A 19,254-nucleotide genomic window follows, 5' to 3' on the forward strand; every position below is an offset into this window, starting at 1 on the left:
TTGCGCGGAATCATCCTCGCCGGCGGATCGGGAACCCGGTTGTGGCCGATCACCAAGGGCATCTCCAAACAGTTGATGCCGATCTACGACAAGCCCATGATCTACTACCCGCTGTCGACGCTGATGATGGCGGGAATCCGAGAGATCCTGATCATCACGACGCCGGAGTACAACGCACAGTTCCGTGCGCTCTTCGGCGACGGCAGTGCTCTCGGGCTCAGGCTCGAGTACGCAGAACAGCCGTCGCCCGATGGTCTCGCGCAGGCGTTCATCATTGGCGAGGAGTTCATCGGCGACGAGAGCGTCGCTCTCGTGCTCGGCGACAACATCTTCCACGGCTCCGGTCTCGGATCAGCGCTCCGTCAGAATCAGGAGATCGACGGCGCCTTGATCTTCGCCTACCAAGTCAGCGATCCGTCTGCGTATGGTGTCGTCGAATTCGATGACGAACTCCGTGCGATCTCGATCGAAGAGAAGCCGACAGCACCGAAGAGCGACTATGCGGTTCCCGGGCTGTATTTCTATGACAATCGCGTCGTCGAGATCGCCAAGACGATCGAACCGAGTGCTCGAGGCGAGCTCGAGATCAGCTCGATCAACGATCGCTACCTTCAGGACGGCTCGCTGAACGTGCAGGTGCTCGACCGGGGTACGGCATGGCTCGACACCGGCACCTTCGAATCGATGATGCAGGCGTCGGAGTACGTTCGCGTCATCGAAGACCGCCAGGGGTTCAAGATCGGCTGCATCGAAGAGATCGCGTGGCGTGCCGGCTGGATCGATGACGCACAGCTCGGTATCTTGGCCGATCCGCTGACGAAGAGCGGCTACGGTCGATACCTTCGCCGTCTGCTTGGCTGATGTGGATCAGCTGTTGACGATCGGCTCAATGAGGAGCCGGCTCGGCGCCCGCCTTCGCGGGCTCGGTGCAGGACCAACGATCGACGGCTTCGCTCGCGGCCACCGTCGGCTTCGTGACGCGAACCGACGCGTTGTGTGGCGAGTGATCTGCCTCTGGCGGACGATCAGGCTTCCAACCCCGTCGGCACGCGCGGGCAGAGCTAGCACTGGATCGATTCCGGTTATCGTGTGCATGTGGCGACGTCCCGAGCGTCTGCACGACGTCATCCGTCAGCTCGATATGCAGCAGAACGCTCCACCGCTTCGGCTCATCATTTGGAACAACCGATTCGACGAGCGGAATCGCTACCGCCAAGTCATTGAGTCCACGCGGTTGAACGGTGCACTCGAAAGCATCGAACTGTACGACAGCCGGGTGAATCTCGGCGGTATCGCAAGGTTCCTCGTTGCTCGCTCGCTCTGGCGATCCGGATTCCAGGGTCCGTTCATCACACTCGACGACGATCAGAACGTTTCGCGCTCATTCGCCGCTGAATTGCTCGCCCGGTCGACACCGAGCACCGTCGTTGGCTGGTGGGCGTTTCGCACGCGACAGGGATACTGGGACAGGACCGAACTCGACGACGGAGCCGAAGCGACGTACATCGGCACTGGGGGCGCGGCGTACCCGATTTCGATGGTCGCGTATCGACCCTTTTTCACGAGGCTGCCCGCGAAGTTCGGGTTTCTCGAAGACAGCTGGGCCAGCCATGTTTCCAAGCGCATGGGAATGCGCTTGGAAAAGGTCGAAACGTCGATCGAATTCGTGCTTGCTGAGCACGATCAAGGGCACTCTCTCGTCCGACTCAAGGAGCAGTTCTACGAATGGCTTCAAACGGACCGACGTCGCTGGCCGCAGTCACGTGTTGACTGTTAGCTTCGTCTGCGAGCAGAAGGAAGACGAATGAAACGAACGACTGGTGAGCCACCGCGTCGAGCCGTGTATACGGCGATGTTCGGCGGGTACGAGACTCTGCACGAACAACCGGTGGCGGCGTTGGATACGATGCCGTTCATCTGCTTCACCGACGATCCGACGCTCGAAAGCGAGAGCTGGGAGATCCGTGTGGTTGCCCCGCGTTTCGGCAGGGACTTCGTCCGCAGTGCGCGACACCTCAAGATCCGCGGTCACGCAGACCTCCACGAGTTCGAGGAGACGCTGTGGATCGACAACACTGTGCACTTGCGTGTGCAACCTTCGGCGATCTTTGACGATTGGCTGTCAGCAACCGATTTTGCTCTTCCCCGTCACAGCTACCGCAGAACGGTCATCGCCGAGTTCGACCAGATCGCAGCCGTTGGCTACGACGACCCCACCCGCGTGTACGAACAGATGCTCCACTACTTGGCGCTCGACGAAAGCTCCCTCGATGAGGTGCCGTATTGGACTGCATTGCTGGCGCGTCGTCGAACCGACGAGGTCGATGACGCCATGCTGCTGTGGATGGATCATGTACTTCGCTACTCGCGGCGCGACCAGCTGTCGATCAACTTCGTGCTTCGCCAGTTGAAATTGCCGGTGAACGCGATCGAGATCGACAATTTCGGCTCGAGCCTGCATGAGTGGCCTGCACACGTTGATCGAAAGTGGGGCATCAAGGAGAGCCGATTTCAGGATGCAATCCGTGCTCCCCGTTCGGAGCTCGGACGATTGCAGAACGAGAACGACGAGTTCGCCCGGGTCCACGAATCCGATACGTCCATGGTTGCGGAGCTCGAGTCGGAGCTCAAGCGTGCTCACGATGAAATGAACTCGATGCGTTCGACCCGTTCTTGGCGCGCGACTTCGCGCATCAGTCGACTCCTTCAGTTTCTGCGGCCTCGTCGCTGATCGGCTGACCTGCGGCGATACCTCGGAATTTCGAGTCGTGAACCGTCGTTTCGGATTGCGAGCCACTGCAATGACACGCCGATGGCGATCAACCCGACCGCGATCCAGCTCGGCAGTGGGGGGGCCCACAACGGGTCGGTCAGTGCGGCTCCCCAGGGTGCCGCATCGCCGACTGCGAAGAACTTCTGCACTGTCGCGAACGCGATGATCGTGGTGATGAGTGAAAGCGCCACGACACCGATGATGGCGCGTCGATATCGGTGCGTCGATCCGTCGGTCACTTGGTAGGCGATGCCTGCCGAAAGCGTCAAGGGGGCGAGCAGTACGAGTGCGTACCGTCCCTGCCAGATGTACCCGAGCTCGCTGACACTCAACCCTTGGATGAGAGCGGGCACGACGACGATCGAGAGCGCAATGAGGGCGGTCACCCAACGCGCCGTTCCCGAACCCGCTGCGATCGCGAAGCCGACCCACGCGAAGATGAGTGCTCCCCACACGAAGACGAGCGTCTCAGGGAGGTCGTTTCCAGCGATATGCCCGATCATGTCGCGGCCGTACTCCGCCGTACGGGCGATCATCGTGAGTACGCCCTTCAAAGGTCCGTCGCCCGCGCCGGGGTACGGAGTCGTGGCCTCGATCGGACCGAGACGAATCACCCACAACGTGGCAAGGAGTGAGGATGCCAGACCGATCGCTGCCAGCACATAGGTCCACTTGCTTCGGATGAGAACTGCCCAAGCCCGCCGAGGTGCGAAACAGAGTGCGAATGCCACGATGAGGACGGCCCAGAGCGGAGAGATCGATCGCGCCGAGATGAGGAGAAACAGCGAGAGACCTGCGAGGGCGATTCGTGCGGGCATCGAACGCGAACCGGGTTGACGCACGAGCAGCAGCAACGTGGCAAAGAGTGCGACTCCCGCCGAGACCTCCAGGCCGTTCGGATTCACCAGCGAGTTGAGATACACGGTCATCGGAGTGATTCCCAGAATCAACCCGAGGCCAGCTGCAGTCGAGCGTCGGAGGGACGTCACCATAGCGAACGGGATCGCGAGGAGCGCTGAGCAGAGAACCGCGCTGACGATCCTCATCGCATAGAGGCCGAGCTCTCCGGGCCAGAAAAGCGCGGGCCACCCCACCAATGCGTAATACACCGGATTGTACCGGCCTGCTCCCGTTGCGCCATCGATCAATGGTCCGGGTGCGGCGGAGATCGGAGGAGCACACGACGCCGAGAGAGTACGGTCCCAGTAGTAGCAGATCTGATCCCAGAGCATGCCGGTGCCAGGTGCGACGGCGGCGAGTACCGCGCCTCGCGAGTCGACCTTCTCGGGCAGAATCTGTCCGCGAGCCACGGACTCGGCTCGGATCATGTGTGAGGTCTCGTCCGGTCCGCTCGAGACCGGCGTCGAGAGTGACCACGCGAGCGAGCAGAGGAGGAGTCCTGCGAAAGCGATCAGATAGACGCTGATCGGCCGAAATCGTGCATGCCGCAATCGAACTGTCGGACTGAGCACCCGCCCGGCGTCGGCGCTCGAAAAAAACCGAGCAGAGTCACGGGTGGGCATGCTCCCGATCCTAGCCGTGAGTTCATGCCCAGCACGGCTGGTCAGCTCGAGCTCTCCTTGCGAGACCTGCGTTTCGCCCGCGCGGCGCGGAGCTGAAGCCCGAGGTCGAGTGACCATCGCAATGGTCGCTGCCACCACTTCGGATACCGCATCGACACGAATCGCCGGGCGCTCATGTGATGCGCGTCGATCATTGCTGCAGCGCGACCCGATGTCGCATGTGCGCCGGCGTGCGTGATCACCGCGGCGGGTTCATACAGATTGCGGTAGCCGAGTTCACCGAGTCGCCAGCCGAGGTCGACATCCTCGAAGTACATGAAATACCCCTCGTCGAATCCTCCCACTCGCTCGAACAACTCCCGACGAATCATCAGACAGGCACCCGAGAGCCAGCCGACGTCACGTCGATCAGGAGAATAGCTTCCCAAGTATTGGCGTGACCAGGGATTTCGCTTCCAGGTGTTCGCGAAGAAGGCATGACCCACGCCCACCCTCAGGGAAGGGATGTCTCGCGCAGACGGGTACAGGGATCCGTCAGCGTTCAGGATGCGAGGCCCAACGGAACCAATCGAACTGTCTGATGAGGCGCTCCTGACCAGTTGATCGATCGCGCCCTCGCCGAGCTCGATGTCGGGATTCGCGACGAGGATCCATCGAATATCCTCGTCCAGGAGTGCCGCTGCAGTGTTCACGGCGGCGCCGTACCCAGGATTTCGATCCAAAGGGAGATAGCGTGCAGCATTCGCTTCAGCAATAGCCTGGGCATTCCCGAGGCTCGGAGCGTTGTCGGCAATCACCACCAGTGGAGTCACGGCGCTCGCCCGTTCCAGCGAACGGAAGAGGCGGTCCAGCACGACATCGGAGTCGTAGGCGACCACGATCATTGCGACATCTGACCCAGAGTCGCCGCTCGTCATCGCAGCGAGAAGGAGATATCGGTGGACACCGGCCCCCAGTACCGATCGGTCTTCTCGATGCTGAAGCGTGCGGCCTGGTTCGCTCGGTGCAGTTCGCGCCTATCTGTGCCCATCAGTGCAACAGTCACGCCGTACTCACCGGAGCCGATCTGCACATTCGGAAGCGCGAACCGCCCAGTTGCCAGACCATCGAGCGACTGCGTCGGGTCGGACTTCAGGCTGCCGGTGGTTGCACCGATCACGAGCTGGCCCAGCGCGTTGTCGACGTGAATTCCGAGTGCCCAAGCGGAGACGGGTGTTTCGCTTTCCACATCGACCTCGATGAAGATGTCCGTGCCTGTCGCGAACGCGCCTCGTTCGTTCCCCGCGTCATCAACGACTCGAACTGCCGCGATCTTCGCGCGCTCCGAGTTCCCAGCTGCAGGGGCTGGCGCCTTTGCTGTGCCGTCGGCAGCGAAGCCGGAGCGCAGGACGGATACGGCATCCTCGGGGTCGCCGTCATAAACGACGCTGCCTTTCGCCAGCACGACAGCTCTGGTGCACAGATCTGTGATCTGGCTCAACGTGTGCGTGACGAGAACAATCGTCCGTCCCTCTTCCTGGAACGAACGGATCTTGTCGAGACACTTCTGCTGGAACGCTTCATCGCCGACAGCGAGTACCTCATCGACGAGGAGAAGATCTGGATCGGCGTGAATGGCGACAGCGAACGCGAGCCTCACATACATCCCGCTCGAGTAGAACTTGACCTGAGTATCGATGAACTCCCCGATACCGGAGAAATCAACGATGTCGTCGAAGTGTCGATCCGTGTCTTGGCGAGTCAACCCGAGGATCGAGGCGTTGAGATAGACGTTCTCCCGGCCCGTGAGGTCGGGGTGGAACCCGGCGCCGAGCTCGAGCAATGCAGCCATCTGTCCACGTCGCTGGATCGTTCCGGAACTGGGCTGAATGATACCGCCGATCGCTTTCAGCAAGGTGCTTTTGCCTGAGCCGTTCGGGCCGATCAGGCCGATCGTCGTGCCGGCCTCGATCTCCAGGTCGATGTTCCGGAGTGCCCAGAAGTCTTCGCGGTGCTGAGCACCTCGCCCGAAGTTGACGATCCGCTCCTTGACGCTGTTGTCTTTTCGGATCACGAAGCGCTTCGAGACGCCGGCGATGCGAACGATGGGCACGGCCATACGATCAGAGCTCCTGTGCGAAGTTGCCCTGGAGCTTCGCAAAGACCCTCTGGGCGATGAAAAGTCCGATGACGCCGATGACCAATGCGATTCCCATGCGCATCGCCAGGTCGCCGAGTCCGATCCCGATTCCAGCCGGATCCCAGAATGCAGCTTGGAATCCGAGCACTGAAAGTGTGATGGGGTTGCCGATGAACGCGTCCATCGCGGCCGGTGGCAGCACGGACGACACCTGGGCGAGGGAATAGACGATCGGGGAGGCCCACATGAGGAGCAAGAGAACGACCTCCACGAGATATTGGATGTCGCGGAGGTATACGTTCACGGCCGACAGGATCAACGAGAGCGCTGCGCCGTAAACGAGAATGAGAAGCACGGATCCGACGCCGACCCAGAGGTTCGGTCCAACCACGATCGTTCCTGACAATGCCGCTGCGACGATCAGGATGATGAGTTGAATTCCGAAGTTGAAGAATGAGGATCCGATGGAGGCAAGGGGGAAGATCTCCCTCGGCAGATAGACCTTCTTCACGAGTCCGGCGTTCGCAAGGATCGAGCCGGTGCCAGATGCGACGATCTCAGAGAACAACGTGTAGATCGTGAGCCCGGCGAAGATATAGACGGCAAAGTTGTCGATAGCTCGAGCAGCGCCGAGAAACTGGCCGACGACGACGTAGTAGATGAGCAGCTGCGTCAAGGGCCGTGCGAGACTCCAGAGGAATCCGAGCGTGCTGTCTTTGTATCGTGCTTTGAGTTCCCGGCGCGTCAGCATGCCCAGCAGTTCGCGGCGATTCCAGATCTCGAGGAGGGAACCGGCCGTTCCGCGGAAGAGACCGACAGGTGCCCCCGCGTCATGCCAGGGCAACTGCTCGAGACGGGCCTCCCGCTCTGGCAGCGAACCCCCGGCGTTTGGCATCAGGGAGAGCCTCCAAATTGGGTTGAACGAGAGCATGGCCGATTGGCCGGTACGAGAATACCCCACAGGAGCTGTGCAAGCGGCATGACAGGCGCCCGTCAAGCGTCGCTCGCATAGACTTGACCGAGTGAGATCTATCAAATCGACCATCGCCTCGGGCGCCCGTCGGGTTCTTCCACTTGGGTCACCCGTGCGTCGCTATCTCGCCGCTTCGCTGCAGAGCGCCCGTTCGGCTCAGGATCGGTTCGCTGAAGTCGTCGATCTACCCGTGCATCACACGGAAGATGAGATCGGGTTGGGCTCGTACAGTGCCTGGCGTCGGCAGGAGAAGAAGTACGCCGTGCGACCGAGTCTCATCGACGTCGGCGTGTCCTTCAGCGTCGTGATCGAGGTGTCTGCCGAAAGCGACACGGTGAGCGTGGAGCGGACTCGTCGCTCCCTCACCGCACAAGCGGGTGTCGCTGTGCAGACGATCATGACGGAGCGCGGTGAGCGACTGACCGACGTGTTCGCACGTGTGGGCGGCGATTTTGTCCTCATCGTGGAAGCCGGAGCACGATTCGCACCAGACGCACTTGCGCAGATCGCCCATGCGCACCGCATCGATCCCGCGCTTCGCTTGATCAGTTTCGATTCCGATGTCCAGGGAAAAGGTGGCCGCCCGGTTGATCCATTCTTCCGACCGGCATGGTCGCCCGAGATGCTCCTCGGGTCGAACTATCTCGGACGTGCTTTTGCGATCCGGTCAGACGCGGCGCGCAGCGCAGATCTCGACGTTCTCGACGGGACCGGCATCTGGCGGATGCTCTTGACTGCCGGCCTCGATGACCGGACTGTCGGGTCAGTGCATTCCGTCCTCCTCACCGAACGCGAGTCGACGGTACGCGCGACTCGTGCCGCCGACATCGCCATGATCGAGCAGGTGCTGAGCGCGGCAGGTGAGCCCGCGACGGTCGATCTGGAAGATGGCGTCGCTCGTGTTCGCTTCACGCCTGGCGAATGGCCGAAAGTGTCAATCGTCGTCCCGACGAGACATTCGCGCGCAAATCTCGGGCGGCTCTTCGCTTCGCTCGCCGGCACCGCATACCCGTCGTTCGACGTCACCGTGATCGACAACGGAGGCCAGAGCGATGAGAATGATCGCTGGTACGAGTCGAACGACTGGGGCTTCCCGCTCAGGGTGCACTGGTGGACCGAGAGTCCCTTCAACTATTCTCGAGTCAACAACGTTGCAGCGCGTTCGACCGACGGCGAGATCATCGTGATGCTGAACGACGATACCGAGATCGTCGACGTGCGATGGCTCACAGAGATGGTCGGAATGCTCTCCCGCGACGGCGTGGGTACTGTGGGCGTCCAGCATCGCCAGGCTGAGGGTCTCATTCAGCACGGTGGGGTGATGATCGGCCCCGGTGGTTTCGCAGACAATCTGTTCGCGGGCCTCACGCCGAACAGCGGCACGATCATCGGGCAGACGGGGTGGTACCGAAATACACTCGCGGTGACCGGCGCGTGCGTTGCAATTCGTCGTGAATTGTTCGACGAGGTCGGTGGCCTGGACGAACGGTTCATCCTCTGCGGGAGCGATGTCGTCCTTGGTCTCGATCAGATCATTCATGGTCGGCGAAACGTCGTCATCCCATTCGATCTGGTTCGTCACTACGAATCGTTGACACGTGGCACAGCGGTCCCGGCCGAGGATTTCTACGCGAGTTATTGGCGGTATCACCCGTGGCTGCAGTCAGGCGACCCTTACGTCTCACCGAATGTCTCGCGTCTCTCGGCGCGGCCCAAGTTCCGCAACCGACACGACGCTGATCCCGTCAAGCTCGCCCTCGCAGGGATCGGTAGGACCTTCGGAGAGGTCAAGCAGAAGTCGACGATCTCCGATGAAGCCGTTGGCCTGCTCGGTCAGGCGTCCGTGTCGCGCGAACAGGTCGATGGCGTGCGGCGCACGCACGCCGAAACAGAGGGCTTCCGGAATGTCGAGACGATCAATTGGTTCATCCCCGATATCGATATGCCCTTCTTCGGGGGACTGAACACGGCATTCCGAATGGCGGCGAAGCTCGCCGCCGAGCATGGTGTGACCAATCGATTCGTCGTTCTCGCCCAGCCGAACCGAGAGTACTTCCGGTCCGCCCTCGCGGCGGCATTTCCGATCCTCGGCGCGTCCGAGTTTCACTTCTACGACGGATCCGATGAGTCCGTGGCTGCGATTCCAGCCGCGGATGCAGCGGTTGCTACGTTGTGGCTCACCGCGATGCACGTTGCAAAGTCTGGAAACGTCCCGCGAAAGTTCTACCTGATGCAGGACTACGAGCCATCCTTCTACCCCGCAAGCACCATGTTCGCAATGGCGGAGGAGAGCTACAGGTTGGGGCTGTACGCAATTTGCAACACGGAAAGCATGTATCGCATCTACACCGAGTCGTACGGCGGCAAGGCGATCTACTTCGCGCCGGCCGTCGACCGATCCCTGTTCCACGCAGACGGTCGGCGTGAGAAGTCGCCGGATGAGCCCGTGACGATTTTCGTGTATGCGCGAGACCATTTCCGAAACTGCTGGGAGCTGGCGTACGCGGCCCTGATCGAGATCAAGAAGCGCCACGGACATGGTGTTCGCATCGTCGCGGCCGGAGCTCGATACCTCCCTCCCTCGGCAGACTTCGTTGATCTCGGTTTGATGGATTTTCGTGCCACCGGCGCGGTGTACCGTGAAACGGACATCGGCTTGACGCTCCAGATCTCTCGGCATCCGTCATACCTTCCGCTCGAGCTCATGGCATGCGGTGTGCCGATGGTCGCGCCGGACAGCAAGTGGTTCAACTGGCTCTTCGCGGATGGCGAGAATTCACTGCTTGCGATGCGCTCACTTGACGACGTCGTTTCGCGCCTTGATCAGCTTATTCGTGATGTCGAACTTCGGCGGAGATTGGCAGCAGGTGCGCTGGATAGCATCGAGAGTTCTCATGCCGATTGGGACGTGGCGCTTGCGAACGTCTACTCCTACATGTGTGATCCGGAGTCGGTGCTAGCGAACACCGCGGCTTCGACACCCCGCGAATGAGGGCGCGGCCGTTCGCGTGAGCCACTAATCTGATTGGCGCGACCACCGGGCAGGGGGCCTGGTTCACGGCGTGATGGAATTCGGGGTGGTGGCGCGATGTGGGGTAGATCCGCATGGAGGCTCTTGACAGCTGTTCTGTTCGGAGCGCTTGTCTCAACGTCCCTCATTGCAACACCCACAACGAGTGTTGAGGCGGTAACGGCCGCTCAGTGGGATCCGGGAAACATCATCACGGATGCATCGTTCTTCAATTCGACATCGATGAACGAGTCACAGGTGCAACGATTCCTCGAATCAGAAGTGCCGAACTGCGCCGCAGGCAATGGTTATCCATGTCTGAAGAATTACACAACCGCCACGACGTCTCGACCGTCGGCGGGGGCGGGCCACTGTGCCCCATATGCGGGGGCCTCCTCTGAGTCCGCGGCCCGCATCATCGTCAAGGTCGCGCAGGCGTGCGGCATCAATCCACAGGTGCTCCTGGTGACGCTCCAGAAGGAGCGCAGCCTCATTACCGATACTTCGCCGACATCGGGCGATTACCAGATCTCGATGGGGTACGCGTGTCCTGACACCGCGCCGTGCGACACCGCGTACTACGGGTTCTACAATCAGGTCTACTGGGCAGCTTGGCAGTTCCGTCAATACACCAACTTTCCCGACCGCCGGTACAAGATCGGACCGGTCTCGATTCAGTTCCACCCCAATGCGGGGTGCGGCTCGACAGTGGTGACGATCAAGAACCAGGCGACGGCCAACCTCTACAACTACACGCCGTACCAGCCGAACGCCGCTGCTCTCGCAAATCTCTATGGAACGGGTGACGCCTGCAGCTCGCACGGCAACCGGAACTTCTGGCGGCTATTCAACGACTGGTTCCCGACCGGCCTCGTGCCGAATGTGCCATTCGGAAACATCGAGATCGCGCGAGCTGGGGTCTCGACAGCCAATTTCCGGGGTTGGATGATCGATCCCGACACGACCGATCCGATTCAGATGCACCTCTACGTGAACGGCAATTGGGGCGGTGCGTTTGCTGCAGACGTGTCACGACCCGATGTGCAGGCCGCATATCCGGCATACGGGGCACGACACGGGTTCGATATCACCATTCCGATCGGCACGGGAACGTTCGAGGCGTGTCTCTATGCAATCAACGTGGGCCCAGGTTACAACTCGCTGGTAGGTTGCCGCACCCTCAGTACGCCCTCTGGTTCACCCGTCGGCAGCATCGACTCGGTAGCTCGAGTCGACCGAACTGCGAACCTCTCCGGATGGGCGATAGATCCAGACACCACTGCGCCGGTCGTCGTGCGGGTGTCCATCAACGAAGCTGTCGTCGGCGAGTATCCCGCGAACACACTCCGTCGTGATGTGGGACGTGCATACCCGGGATATGGCGACAATCACGGTTTCTCCATCAGCGTGCCGATCAACGTCGGCACGAGCAAGGTCTGCGCCGTGCTGGTGAATCAGGGCGCGGGATCGGATGCCTCAGTCGGATGCGCGACCGTCTCGACCGCCTCGGGTCCCCCCACTGGAAACTTGGAGTGGGCGTCCTCCGCGCCCGGTGGCGGCACCATTCGCGGCTGGGTCGTTGACCCTGACTCCGCGGGGCCCGTGGCGATTCATGTGTATGCGAACGGCGGGTGGGCGGGTGCGTTCACAGCAGGTCAGGAACGTGCCGATATTGATCGGGCGTTCCCGGGTTATGGGCCAGGACATGGCTTCCTCGAGACATTCGCACTGAAGCCCGGTGCGAACAACGTCTGCGTCTACGGCATCAACGTCGGTGGCGGATACAACGCCTCGCTCGGATGTCGGACGATCCAAGTCGCCGGCGGACCGCCGTTCGGCAACTTCGAGTGGATCTCCTCAGGGAACGGAACTGCCACGATCCGAGGCTGGGCCATCGATCCCGACACGACGTCGCCGGTCGCCATTCACGTGTACGCCAATGGCGGGTGGGCTGGTTCGTTCACCGCGGACGAGGTTCGAGGCGACGTGGAGCGCGCCTACCCGCCCTACGGAACGTCGCATGGGTTTCTCGAGTCGATCGCTCTGAAGCCGGGACCGACCAACGTGTGCGTGTACGGCATCAACGTCGGCTCGGGATACAATCAGTCACTCGGCTGTCGCGTGGTCGACATTGGGATGCCGGCGGAGATCGCTCCTGAATCGGTGCCCGCGACTCCAGTCGGCTAGGCGTCGCAGTCAATCGCGTACATGATTGTGCGCCCGGCGATTGGCGGCGATGGATCCGGCCCCAACCACCGCGAAGGAACGGATCAGAAGTGAAGCTCATGCAGGCGCCCCCTCCAAGAGCTCGCTCCGTGTTTCCTGTAGTCATCCTGGTCATCGCTTCTGCGTTGCTGGTCGTAAGCACCGTCCTCCGGCAGCTCCCGTTGTCGGCCTACGACGAGTACGTCTACCTCGATTACCTCGACAAGGTCGGTTCTCAGGGGTTCCTCCGTCAAGGCGATGAGACCGGCGAGGTGGCTCGAAACGAAATATCGTGTCGCGGTGTGATCGGATACGGCTCGTTCGGCGAGCAGTGCGATATTGGAGCCCATGACGAGGACGTCAGCTATCCCTACGCCGGCCGCACAGCCGCGGACATCTACTCGCCGGCGTACTTCGCCACCACGTGGGTGCTCGCCCAACCCGTGACCTGGTTCGGAGTCTCGTTGTTGGACGCGGGACGAGCTGTCGGCGTGTTCTGGCTGTCGCTCGGAACAGTTCTCGCGTTCCTGGCAATGCGCCTGGCACGCATACGAGACGATGTCGCACTCGGGCTCGTCCTGCTCGTCGTTGCGAGTCCGGCAGTTTACTGGGCCACAACTTTCGTCAGCACGGACGCTCCGACTCTCGCTGTGAGCGCTGCGCTGGCGATTGTCGGAATCCAGATCGCGAGGCAGCGTCTGTCGACGTGGTGGTTCCCGCTGGCAGCTGCGCTGGCCGTGCTTTTCAAGCTCCAGAACATCGCGGCTGTGGGGCTCGTCGGGCTCGCGCTCGCCGTATGGTTCGTGTTGGCCGTCAGACACGAGGAGCATGGTGCCAGAGGCCGACTTCGCTCGGGCATCGCTGCAATCATCGTCGGCGCGGTGGCGGCTGTCGGCGCTCAGTTGGCATGGCTCGCAGTCCGATCGGCGAGCGCCTTGCCGACCGCCGCGGACGTCGCGCTCGAAAGCGGGCATCCGTTGACGAGCTCAGCGCTGGTCACCGAGTCGCTCAAGTTCCTCGGCTCGATCGGGGTTGCAGGTCTCGACGCAGGTGCGGCTGCGGGGGTGGCCAGTACGACACTCACCATCCTTGGTGTCTCTGGAATCGTCGGCGTCCTCGTCACCGCGGAGTTCAGATCTCGGGCCGAATGGGTCATCGGCGGGTCGACACTCGTCCTCGCTCTGCTGATGGGACCGGTGCTCGCGATCATGACTCGTTTCGTTGCGGGGTACTACGTGGCACTTCCTGAGAGATATGGGCTCACATTGCTGCCGTTTTTCGTGCTCACTGCTGGGCTGTTCCTTCAGACGGCGAGACGGATCGGTGGCCCGCTCGTCGTATTCGCGGGCGTCATATACGCTGTCGCATTGATCTGGTGAGGGTTGATGATGAGACTCACTCATGATGGGGAGTGGCGCACACGCTGTCGCGAGTGCGGTCGGGATCCGAAACACACCTCGAGCGCGAAAAGGTGATCACAAGCAATGACCTCCACTGAGACACAACGCCTCGTGACAGCAACAGCTGCTCGCGCGGATCGCGTGTCAATCGGCGCAGCGCTTGCTGGACATCGAAACTCGCTCGGCGTGATTCGGCTCGTACTCGCGACGATGGTCATCTTCGACCATGCGTTCCCGCTCGGCGGATTCGGGCCGAACCCGAGTGCCGGCTGGTCGCGAGGGCAGGAGACGATCGGCGGGTTCGCAGTGGTCGGATTCTTCGCCATCTCGGGGTATCTCATCGCGAAATCCGGGGCGAACTCGGATGTCATCCAGTTCCTCTGGCGACGAACTCTTCGGATCTTTCCCGCGTTCTGGCTGGTCCTGGTTGTTGCTGCGGTCCTCGTCGGGCCGACTTTCTGGCTCGCGAGCGGGCGGCGCTTCGCCGACTACTGGACGCTCGGACCGGGAGGCCCGGTGGACTACATCCTCGCCAATGCGGACCTGGCCATCCGGCAGTGGGGTATCCACGATATCTTCCTGACGACTCCATACGGGCAGTCGACCGGAATGAGCGTGTTCAACGGGTCGTTGTGGACTCTGTCGTACGAGTTCGGTTGTTACCTGATCATCGCCGTCCTCGTTCTCTTCGGAGTGCTGAAGCGTGCTCGGCTACTTGTCGTTGCGATCACTGCCTTCTACTTCGTCCTTGAGATCATTGCGCTCGCAGATCCGAATGCGGTTGCGTCGATCGTCCCTTCGCTCGGAAATCCGTACACGTTGAAGCTTGGACTCATCTTCCTGATCGGATCGTCGATCGCGCTCTATTCGAAAGAGATTCCGAGTGCCGCGGGCCTCGCTGCGTTGGCTGCGTGCGTCGTGGTCGTCACCCTGCGCTTCGGTGGCTGGACCGTCATCGGCTACCCGGCGTTCGCGTACCTTCTGCTCTGGCTCGCATCGGCGTTGCCGAGGCGAGTGCAATGGATCGGGGCGAGGAATGACTACTCGTACGGGATGTACGTCTACGGATTCTTGGTGCAGCAGTCAACAGCTGCACTCGGTTGGTACAAACTCGGTTACGCCCCGTGGGTTGCGATCACGATCCTCATCACTGCCGGTTGTGCGTGGCTGAGCTGGCATGCAGCCGAAAAGCATGCTCTTGCACTCAAGGATTGGGGGCCGGGCAAGGGGGTCAGATTCTGGTATGAACGCGGAGCTCAATTCGTACGTCGCAGAGGAAAGCCGAGCGCCGACGCTTCAGGGGTCTCTGGCGATACCGGACCGAGTCTCGGGTAGGCTTTCGAGGCCGCTGTTCACTGATTCGAGGGAGTAACGTGGCTGAGTTGGGAACTGTGCTGGTGACAGGAGGGGCAGGGTTCATCGGAACGACCGTCTCGCAATTGCTCGCCGATCGGTCGGAACGATGGGTCGCCGTCGATAACCTCCATCCACAGGTGCACGCCGATCGCGTGCGGCCGTCGGCGCTGGCGCAGGCGGCCGAACTCGTTGTCGCCGACGTCGCCGAGCGCGACACGTGGGAGGCTCTCCTTGACGACGTACGTCCTGATACTGTGCTGCACCTCGCGGCCGAGACAGGAACCGGCCAGTCATTGCACGAGGCGACACGGCACGCGAACGTGAACGTCGTCGGCACGACGGAGATGCTGGACGCATTCGGCCGCGTCGGCCACGTTCCCACCCACTTCGTCTTCAGCGGATCGCGCGCGGTGTACGGCGAAGGGGAGTGGGTGCGCGAGGGCGGAACGGTCTTCCGGCCGGGCCAGCGTTCGCACGCCCAACTCGATGCTCATCGTTGGGATTTCCCAGACGCACGACCGTTGCCGAGTTCGGCGGCCACGACTTGGCCCGCACCGACCAGCGTCTACGGAGCGACGAAACTCGCGCAGGAACAGATTCTCGCGGCGTGGACCGCCGCACGAGAGTCGAAGCTCACGGTTCTTCGTTTTCAAAACGTCTATGGCCCTGGCCAGTCGCTCACCAACCCGTACACCGGCATAGTCTCCCTGTTCTCGCAGATGGCGAGAAGAGGCGAATCGATCCCCGTCTATGAGGACGGCCTGATCACGCGAGATTTCGTCTACATCGACGACGTCGCGAGCGCCGTCAGGGCGGTCCTTGTCGCGCCCCCGAAGCCGGACTACTCGTGCTTCGACATCGGGTCCGGGGACGCGACCACCATCCTCGAGCTTGCAAGCATTCTCGCCGAATATCACGGGGCCCCGGCCCCACATGTGAACGGAGCGTACCGTGACGGTGACGTGCGCCACGCGTCGTGCAGCATCGATGACACGCTGAAGCATCTCGACTGGCGACCCGAGTGGTCGGTCGGCCGCGGCGTGGCCTCGCTTCAGGAGTGGATCGAGACCACCCTATGAGCATGGGTGGCTGAAGTTCGGGGCAACCCAGGCGGTGCGAAATGGGTGCTTCTCGGGACCGCTGTCGGCGGAGGTGCCGGCTACATTCTTTCCGCACTCGCCGGCCCACTCCTCGGGCCTGCCGCGTACGCACCCTTCGCGGTGTTCTGGTCCGCCCTGTACTTGCTGGTGAGCGCCGCATCGGGAATTCAGCAAGAGGTGTCGCGGAGTGCCCGGCCGATTTCGGCGCAATCCTCGCTGGTCCCGTATCGACGCGATGCCGACGCTCGTCGGTTCGCGCTCACCGCAGCCGCGGTGGTGGCGGGCGTAATTGTGAGCACGTCGGTGTTCTGGGCACCGGCTGCGCTCGGTGATTCGTGGTCCACGCTCGTATGGCCTCTCGCATTCGGAGTCGCTTCATACGTGATCATCACCGTGTACGCCGGTGTCCTGTATGGACTCCGGCTTTGGCGCCACATAGCGACGCTCGTCGTCCTCGATGGCCTGATCCGCCTCGTCCTCGTTGTCGGCACCATGCTCGTGACCGACGACCTCACGCTGATCGCTTGGGCAGTGGTGATCCCATTCCTCGCCGCGCCGTTACTCCACTGGCCATTCGCACGCAGGGTGGTGGTGAACGGTTACGAAATGGATGTCACTCCGCGTGGACTCGCCTCCAATTCGGCCAAGACGGTTGCAGGAGCGGCTGCGACCGGGGTGTTGGTGAGTGGCTTCCCACTCCTGCTCGCCGCAGCGACCGGCGATTCGCAGACATCGCAACTCGCTGCCATCGTGTTCGCAGTGACCCTGACGAGGGCTCCGATCGTGGTTGTCGTCATCGCACTGCAGAGCTATCTCATCGTGCGGTTCAAGACCCACAACGAGGCATCTGGGGCCGACGCTGTGCGCTTCATCGCCGCCATCGCCGTGCTCACGGGTGTAGTTGCCGTCGCGCTTCTCCTGTGGGGTGAAGGAATCTTCCGTTTCGTATTCGGTGACGCTTTCGCTCTGCCGGGCCTGCTCCTCGCTTCGATCGTGGGGTCGTCGGCCGCTATAGGGGCGCTGTGCGTGACCGGTCCACTTGTGCTGTCCCGCGCGCGGCACTCACTTTTCACGGCTGGCTGGGTCACTGCTGCGTTGGTGACGATCGCTGCCCTACTGCTGCCGGTTTCGCTAGAAGTGCGCACGATTGCGGCACTCTGGGCAGGACCGCTCGCCGGGCTGACCGTTCACCTCATCGGTATCCGCGTGAGCGGAAGAAGCGTCTGACCAGTCGACGACTCTCTCAGGTCGACGTCAGGTCCGCGAGACCGGGACTCTCGGAGTGGATGCCGGTTTTGAGGGAGCGACCACCCTCGCTGGTGCAGCCGAAGCGAATCGATAGGCCCATGCTGCAAACGCAGCGACGACAACGACGACCGCGCCAGTCATGAAAGCTGTTCCTCCGGGCGGTGACCAGTCGGGAGAGCGGAAGAACTCGCTCCACGAACCAGGAAGACCCTGAGCGTAGCGACGCAGGACATGCACGAAGGCATCGACGTGCGCGAAAGCCCATCCCGCCACGACGACGGCGAATAGGCGACGTGAAACGGTCGCTCCAACGCGAGTTCCGATGGAATCGTCGATCATGGAAGCCACGACGAACACGAAGGCGGCGAACATCGGCATGGTGTATCGACCCTGCCAAATGTAGCCCCCTTGGCTAACGTATGCGGCTTGGATCAAGGCAGGGAGGAATACCAGTCCGCCGAGCATCGTGAAGTACACCACCCGCGCCCGTCGCGGCAGAACTGCCGCCCCGACGACCACGAGTCCGCCGACGATCACCGACCAGACGAGAAAGATGCTCGTCGGTGCGACGGTATCTGCCCAGCCGAACTCTCCGACGGTGCCACGGGCATACTCGAGGGTGTTGAGCACCACTCGCCCGAACCCGACGATCGGGCTGGTGCCTGTACCGGGGAATCGGTTGTCGGCGGCGCCGTCGTCGATAGCGGATACGAGCGAACTGCTGAGCATCGTCCAACTGAGACCGACCACAGCCGCGACGGCCACCGTGCAAACCGCGAGTCGTACGGCTGTTGTCCGAAGCAAGACTCGGAGCTGCGACCATTCGATGAGCGCGAGTGGTGCCGCCAGCGCCACAGCGAGCCATATCGGACTGATACCGCGCATGTTGGCCGCGAGTGTCGCGGTGATCGCGAGTGCAGTACAGCGCTCTCGAAGTCGTTCGGGGTCGGGATGCAGGACAATCGAAACGACCGCCACGACGGCAGCGAGCGTGCCGGCCGCTTCAGGGCCGCTCGGATTGACCACTGCACTGAGGAACAGGAGCATTGGTGTCACCGCGGCGAGCAGTCCGAGTGCGGGCAGCGAGCGCCGGGGCCACGAAGAAATGAGCATGAAGGAGACCGCAAGGAGCCCGGAGGTCAACACGGCACTGACAACACGCATCGCGATGATGCCCGCGTCGTCGGAGAAGATGAGCGAGGGCCAGCCTACGAGCAAGTAGTACAAGGGGTTGTAGAGTCCCGCGGTGGTCGTGCCATCGATCGATTCGGCTCGATCGCCGCCGAGCTCGGGGACGCATGCGGCCGAGCGCTCGGGGTGGAAGGCAAAGCAGGTGCGTGCGTGCGACTCGGCGATGTACCGGGGTACTTGCACCACATGCCCGAAATCTCCGGGCTCGCCGACGAACTGGCCCCGAACTACTGACGCGGCCTTGATGATGTGCGCCGGTTCATCCGGCGCGGCACTCATGGGTGTGGCGAGCACCCAGAGGATGGTGAAACATGCGAGGAACGCCCAAGCCGTCGAGAACACCACCCAGGGCCGCT

General features: G+C 62.0%; 14 protein-coding genes. 9 read left to right on the forward strand and 5 right to left on the reverse strand.

Annotated elements, in window-relative coordinates; translation table 11 throughout:
• From rfbA to AC6CH0_RS11120, 3 genes are all read left to right on the forward strand, one after another.
• The gene (rfbA, locus tag AC6CH0_RS11110; RefSeq protein WP_498100666.1) at window positions 1-861 is read left to right on the forward strand and encodes a glucose-1-phosphate thymidylyltransferase RfbA; all 861 of its coding nucleotides are present in this window, start codon (window positions 1-3) and stop codon (window positions 859-861) included.
• Window positions 862-1,093: 232 nt separating this feature from the next.
• Window positions 1,094-1,777, forward strand: coding sequence for a hypothetical protein (locus AC6CH0_RS11115; protein WP_498100667.1), 684 nt, complete (start codon window positions 1,094-1,096; stop codon window positions 1,775-1,777).
• 27 nt (window positions 1,778-1,804) lie between these two features.
• Window positions 1,805-2,731: a glycosyltransferase domain-containing protein gene (locus AC6CH0_RS11120; protein ID WP_498100669.1), complete on the forward strand. Its 927-nt coding sequence runs from the start codon at window positions 1,805-1,807 to the stop codon at window positions 2,729-2,731.
• On the opposite strand, the gene AC6CH0_RS11125 is transcribed toward AC6CH0_RS11120, so the two are convergent.
• The 4 genes from AC6CH0_RS11125 to AC6CH0_RS11140 are packed head-to-tail and all read right to left on the reverse strand — an operon-like array spanning window position 2,707 to window position 7,346.
• Window positions 2,707-4,413 carry a DUF2142 domain-containing protein gene (locus AC6CH0_RS11125; protein ID WP_498100671.1) on the reverse strand — a complete coding sequence of 569 codons (1,707 nt, stop codon included), beginning with the start codon at window positions 4,411-4,413 and terminating at the stop codon, window positions 2,707-2,709. The genes AC6CH0_RS11120 and AC6CH0_RS11125 overlap by 25 nt on opposite strands.
• Window positions 4,338-5,180, reverse strand: coding sequence for a glycosyltransferase (locus AC6CH0_RS11130; protein WP_498100673.1), 843 nt, complete (start codon window positions 5,178-5,180; stop codon window positions 4,338-4,340). The genes AC6CH0_RS11125 and AC6CH0_RS11130 overlap by 76 nt, the downstream gene beginning before the upstream one ends.
• A gap of 29 nt (window positions 5,181-5,209) precedes the next feature.
• Window positions 5,210-6,394 (reverse strand): ABC transporter ATP-binding protein, encoded by a 1,185-nt coding sequence (locus AC6CH0_RS11135; RefSeq protein ID WP_498100674.1) that lies wholly within the window; start codon window positions 6,392-6,394, stop codon window positions 5,210-5,212.
• Between the two features lie 4 nt (window positions 6,395-6,398).
• Window positions 6,399-7,346 carry an ABC transporter permease gene (locus AC6CH0_RS11140; RefSeq protein WP_498100676.1) on the reverse strand — a complete coding sequence of 316 codons (948 nt, stop codon included), beginning with the start codon at window positions 7,344-7,346 and terminating at the stop codon, window positions 6,399-6,401.
• Window positions 7,347-7,500: 154 nt separating this feature from the next.
• Between AC6CH0_RS11140 and AC6CH0_RS11145 the strand changes: the two genes are divergently transcribed.
• The 6 genes from AC6CH0_RS11145 (at window position 7,501) to AC6CH0_RS11170 (ending at window position 17,686) form a co-directional block, all read left to right on the forward strand.
• Window positions 7,501-10,380 (forward strand): rhamnosyltransferase WsaF family glycosyltransferase, encoded by a 2,880-nt coding sequence (locus tag AC6CH0_RS11145; protein ID WP_498100678.1) that lies wholly within the window; start codon window positions 7,501-7,503, stop codon window positions 10,378-10,380.
• 96 nt (window positions 10,381-10,476) lie between these two features.
• Window positions 10,477-12,585, forward strand: a complete 2,109-nt coding sequence (locus tag AC6CH0_RS11150) for a LasA N-terminal domain-containing protein (protein WP_498100680.1) — start codon at window positions 10,477-10,479, stop codon at window positions 12,583-12,585.
• An 89-nt stretch (window positions 12,586-12,674) separates the two neighbouring features.
• On the forward strand, window positions 12,675-13,982 hold the full coding sequence (locus AC6CH0_RS11155; RefSeq protein ID WP_498100682.1) for a hypothetical protein: 1,308 nt from the start codon (window positions 12,675-12,677) through the stop codon (window positions 13,980-13,982).
• A gap of 105 nt (window positions 13,983-14,087) precedes the next feature.
• Window positions 14,088-15,338, forward strand: a complete 1,251-nt coding sequence (locus AC6CH0_RS11160) for an acyltransferase family protein (protein ID WP_498100684.1) — start codon at window positions 14,088-14,090, stop codon at window positions 15,336-15,338.
• Between the two features lie 38 nt (window positions 15,339-15,376).
• Complete coding sequence (locus tag AC6CH0_RS11165) at window positions 15,377-16,438, forward strand: NAD-dependent epimerase/dehydratase family protein (protein WP_498100686.1); 1,062 nt, start codon at window positions 15,377-15,379, stop codon at window positions 16,436-16,438.
• A 6-nt stretch (window positions 16,439-16,444) separates the two neighbouring features.
• Window positions 16,445-17,686, forward strand: coding sequence for a polysaccharide biosynthesis protein (locus tag AC6CH0_RS11170; RefSeq protein WP_498100688.1), 1,242 nt, complete (start codon window positions 16,445-16,447; stop codon window positions 17,684-17,686).
• Window positions 17,687-17,713: 27 nt separating this feature from the next.
• Here the strand turns inward: AC6CH0_RS11170 and AC6CH0_RS11175 are convergent, their stop codons facing one another.
• Window positions 17,714-19,243, reverse strand: a complete 1,530-nt coding sequence (locus tag AC6CH0_RS11175; protein ID WP_498100690.1) for a DUF2142 domain-containing protein — start codon at window positions 19,241-19,243, stop codon at window positions 17,714-17,716.
• Between the last annotated feature and the right edge of the window lie 11 nt (window positions 19,244-19,254).

Source organism: Agromyces sp. GQ35 (assembly GCF_059758475.1).

What these genes read in the sequence shown, in the direction of transcription:
- AC6CH0_RS11115 (WP_498100667.1), top strand. Translation starts at nt 1,094, where the DNA reads ATGTGGCGACGTCCCGAGCGTCTGCACGACGTCATCCGTCAGCTCGAT.
- AC6CH0_RS11120 (WP_498100669.1), top strand. Translation starts at nt 1,805, where the DNA reads ATGAAACGAACGACTGGTGAGCCACCGCGTCGAGCCGTGTATACGGCG.
- AC6CH0_RS11125 (WP_498100671.1), bottom strand. Translation starts at nt 4,413, where the DNA reads ATGGTCACTCGACCTCGGGCTTCAGCTCCGCGCCGCGCGGGCGAAACG.
- AC6CH0_RS11130 (WP_498100673.1), bottom strand. Translation starts at nt 5,180, where the DNA reads ATGATCGTGGTCGCCTACGACTCCGATGTCGTGCTGGACCGCCTCTTC.
- AC6CH0_RS11135 (WP_498100674.1), bottom strand. Translation starts at nt 6,394, where the DNA reads ATGGCCGTGCCCATCGTTCGCATCGCCGGCGTCTCGAAGCGCTTCGTG.
- AC6CH0_RS11140 (WP_498100676.1), bottom strand. Translation starts at nt 7,346, where the DNA reads ATGCTCTCGTTCAACCCAATTTGGAGGCTCTCCCTGATGCCAAACGCC.
- AC6CH0_RS11150 (WP_498100680.1), top strand. Translation starts at nt 10,477, where the DNA reads ATGTGGGGTAGATCCGCATGGAGGCTCTTGACAGCTGTTCTGTTCGGA.
- AC6CH0_RS11160 (WP_498100684.1), top strand. Translation starts at nt 14,088, where the DNA reads ATGACCTCCACTGAGACACAACGCCTCGTGACAGCAACAGCTGCTCGC.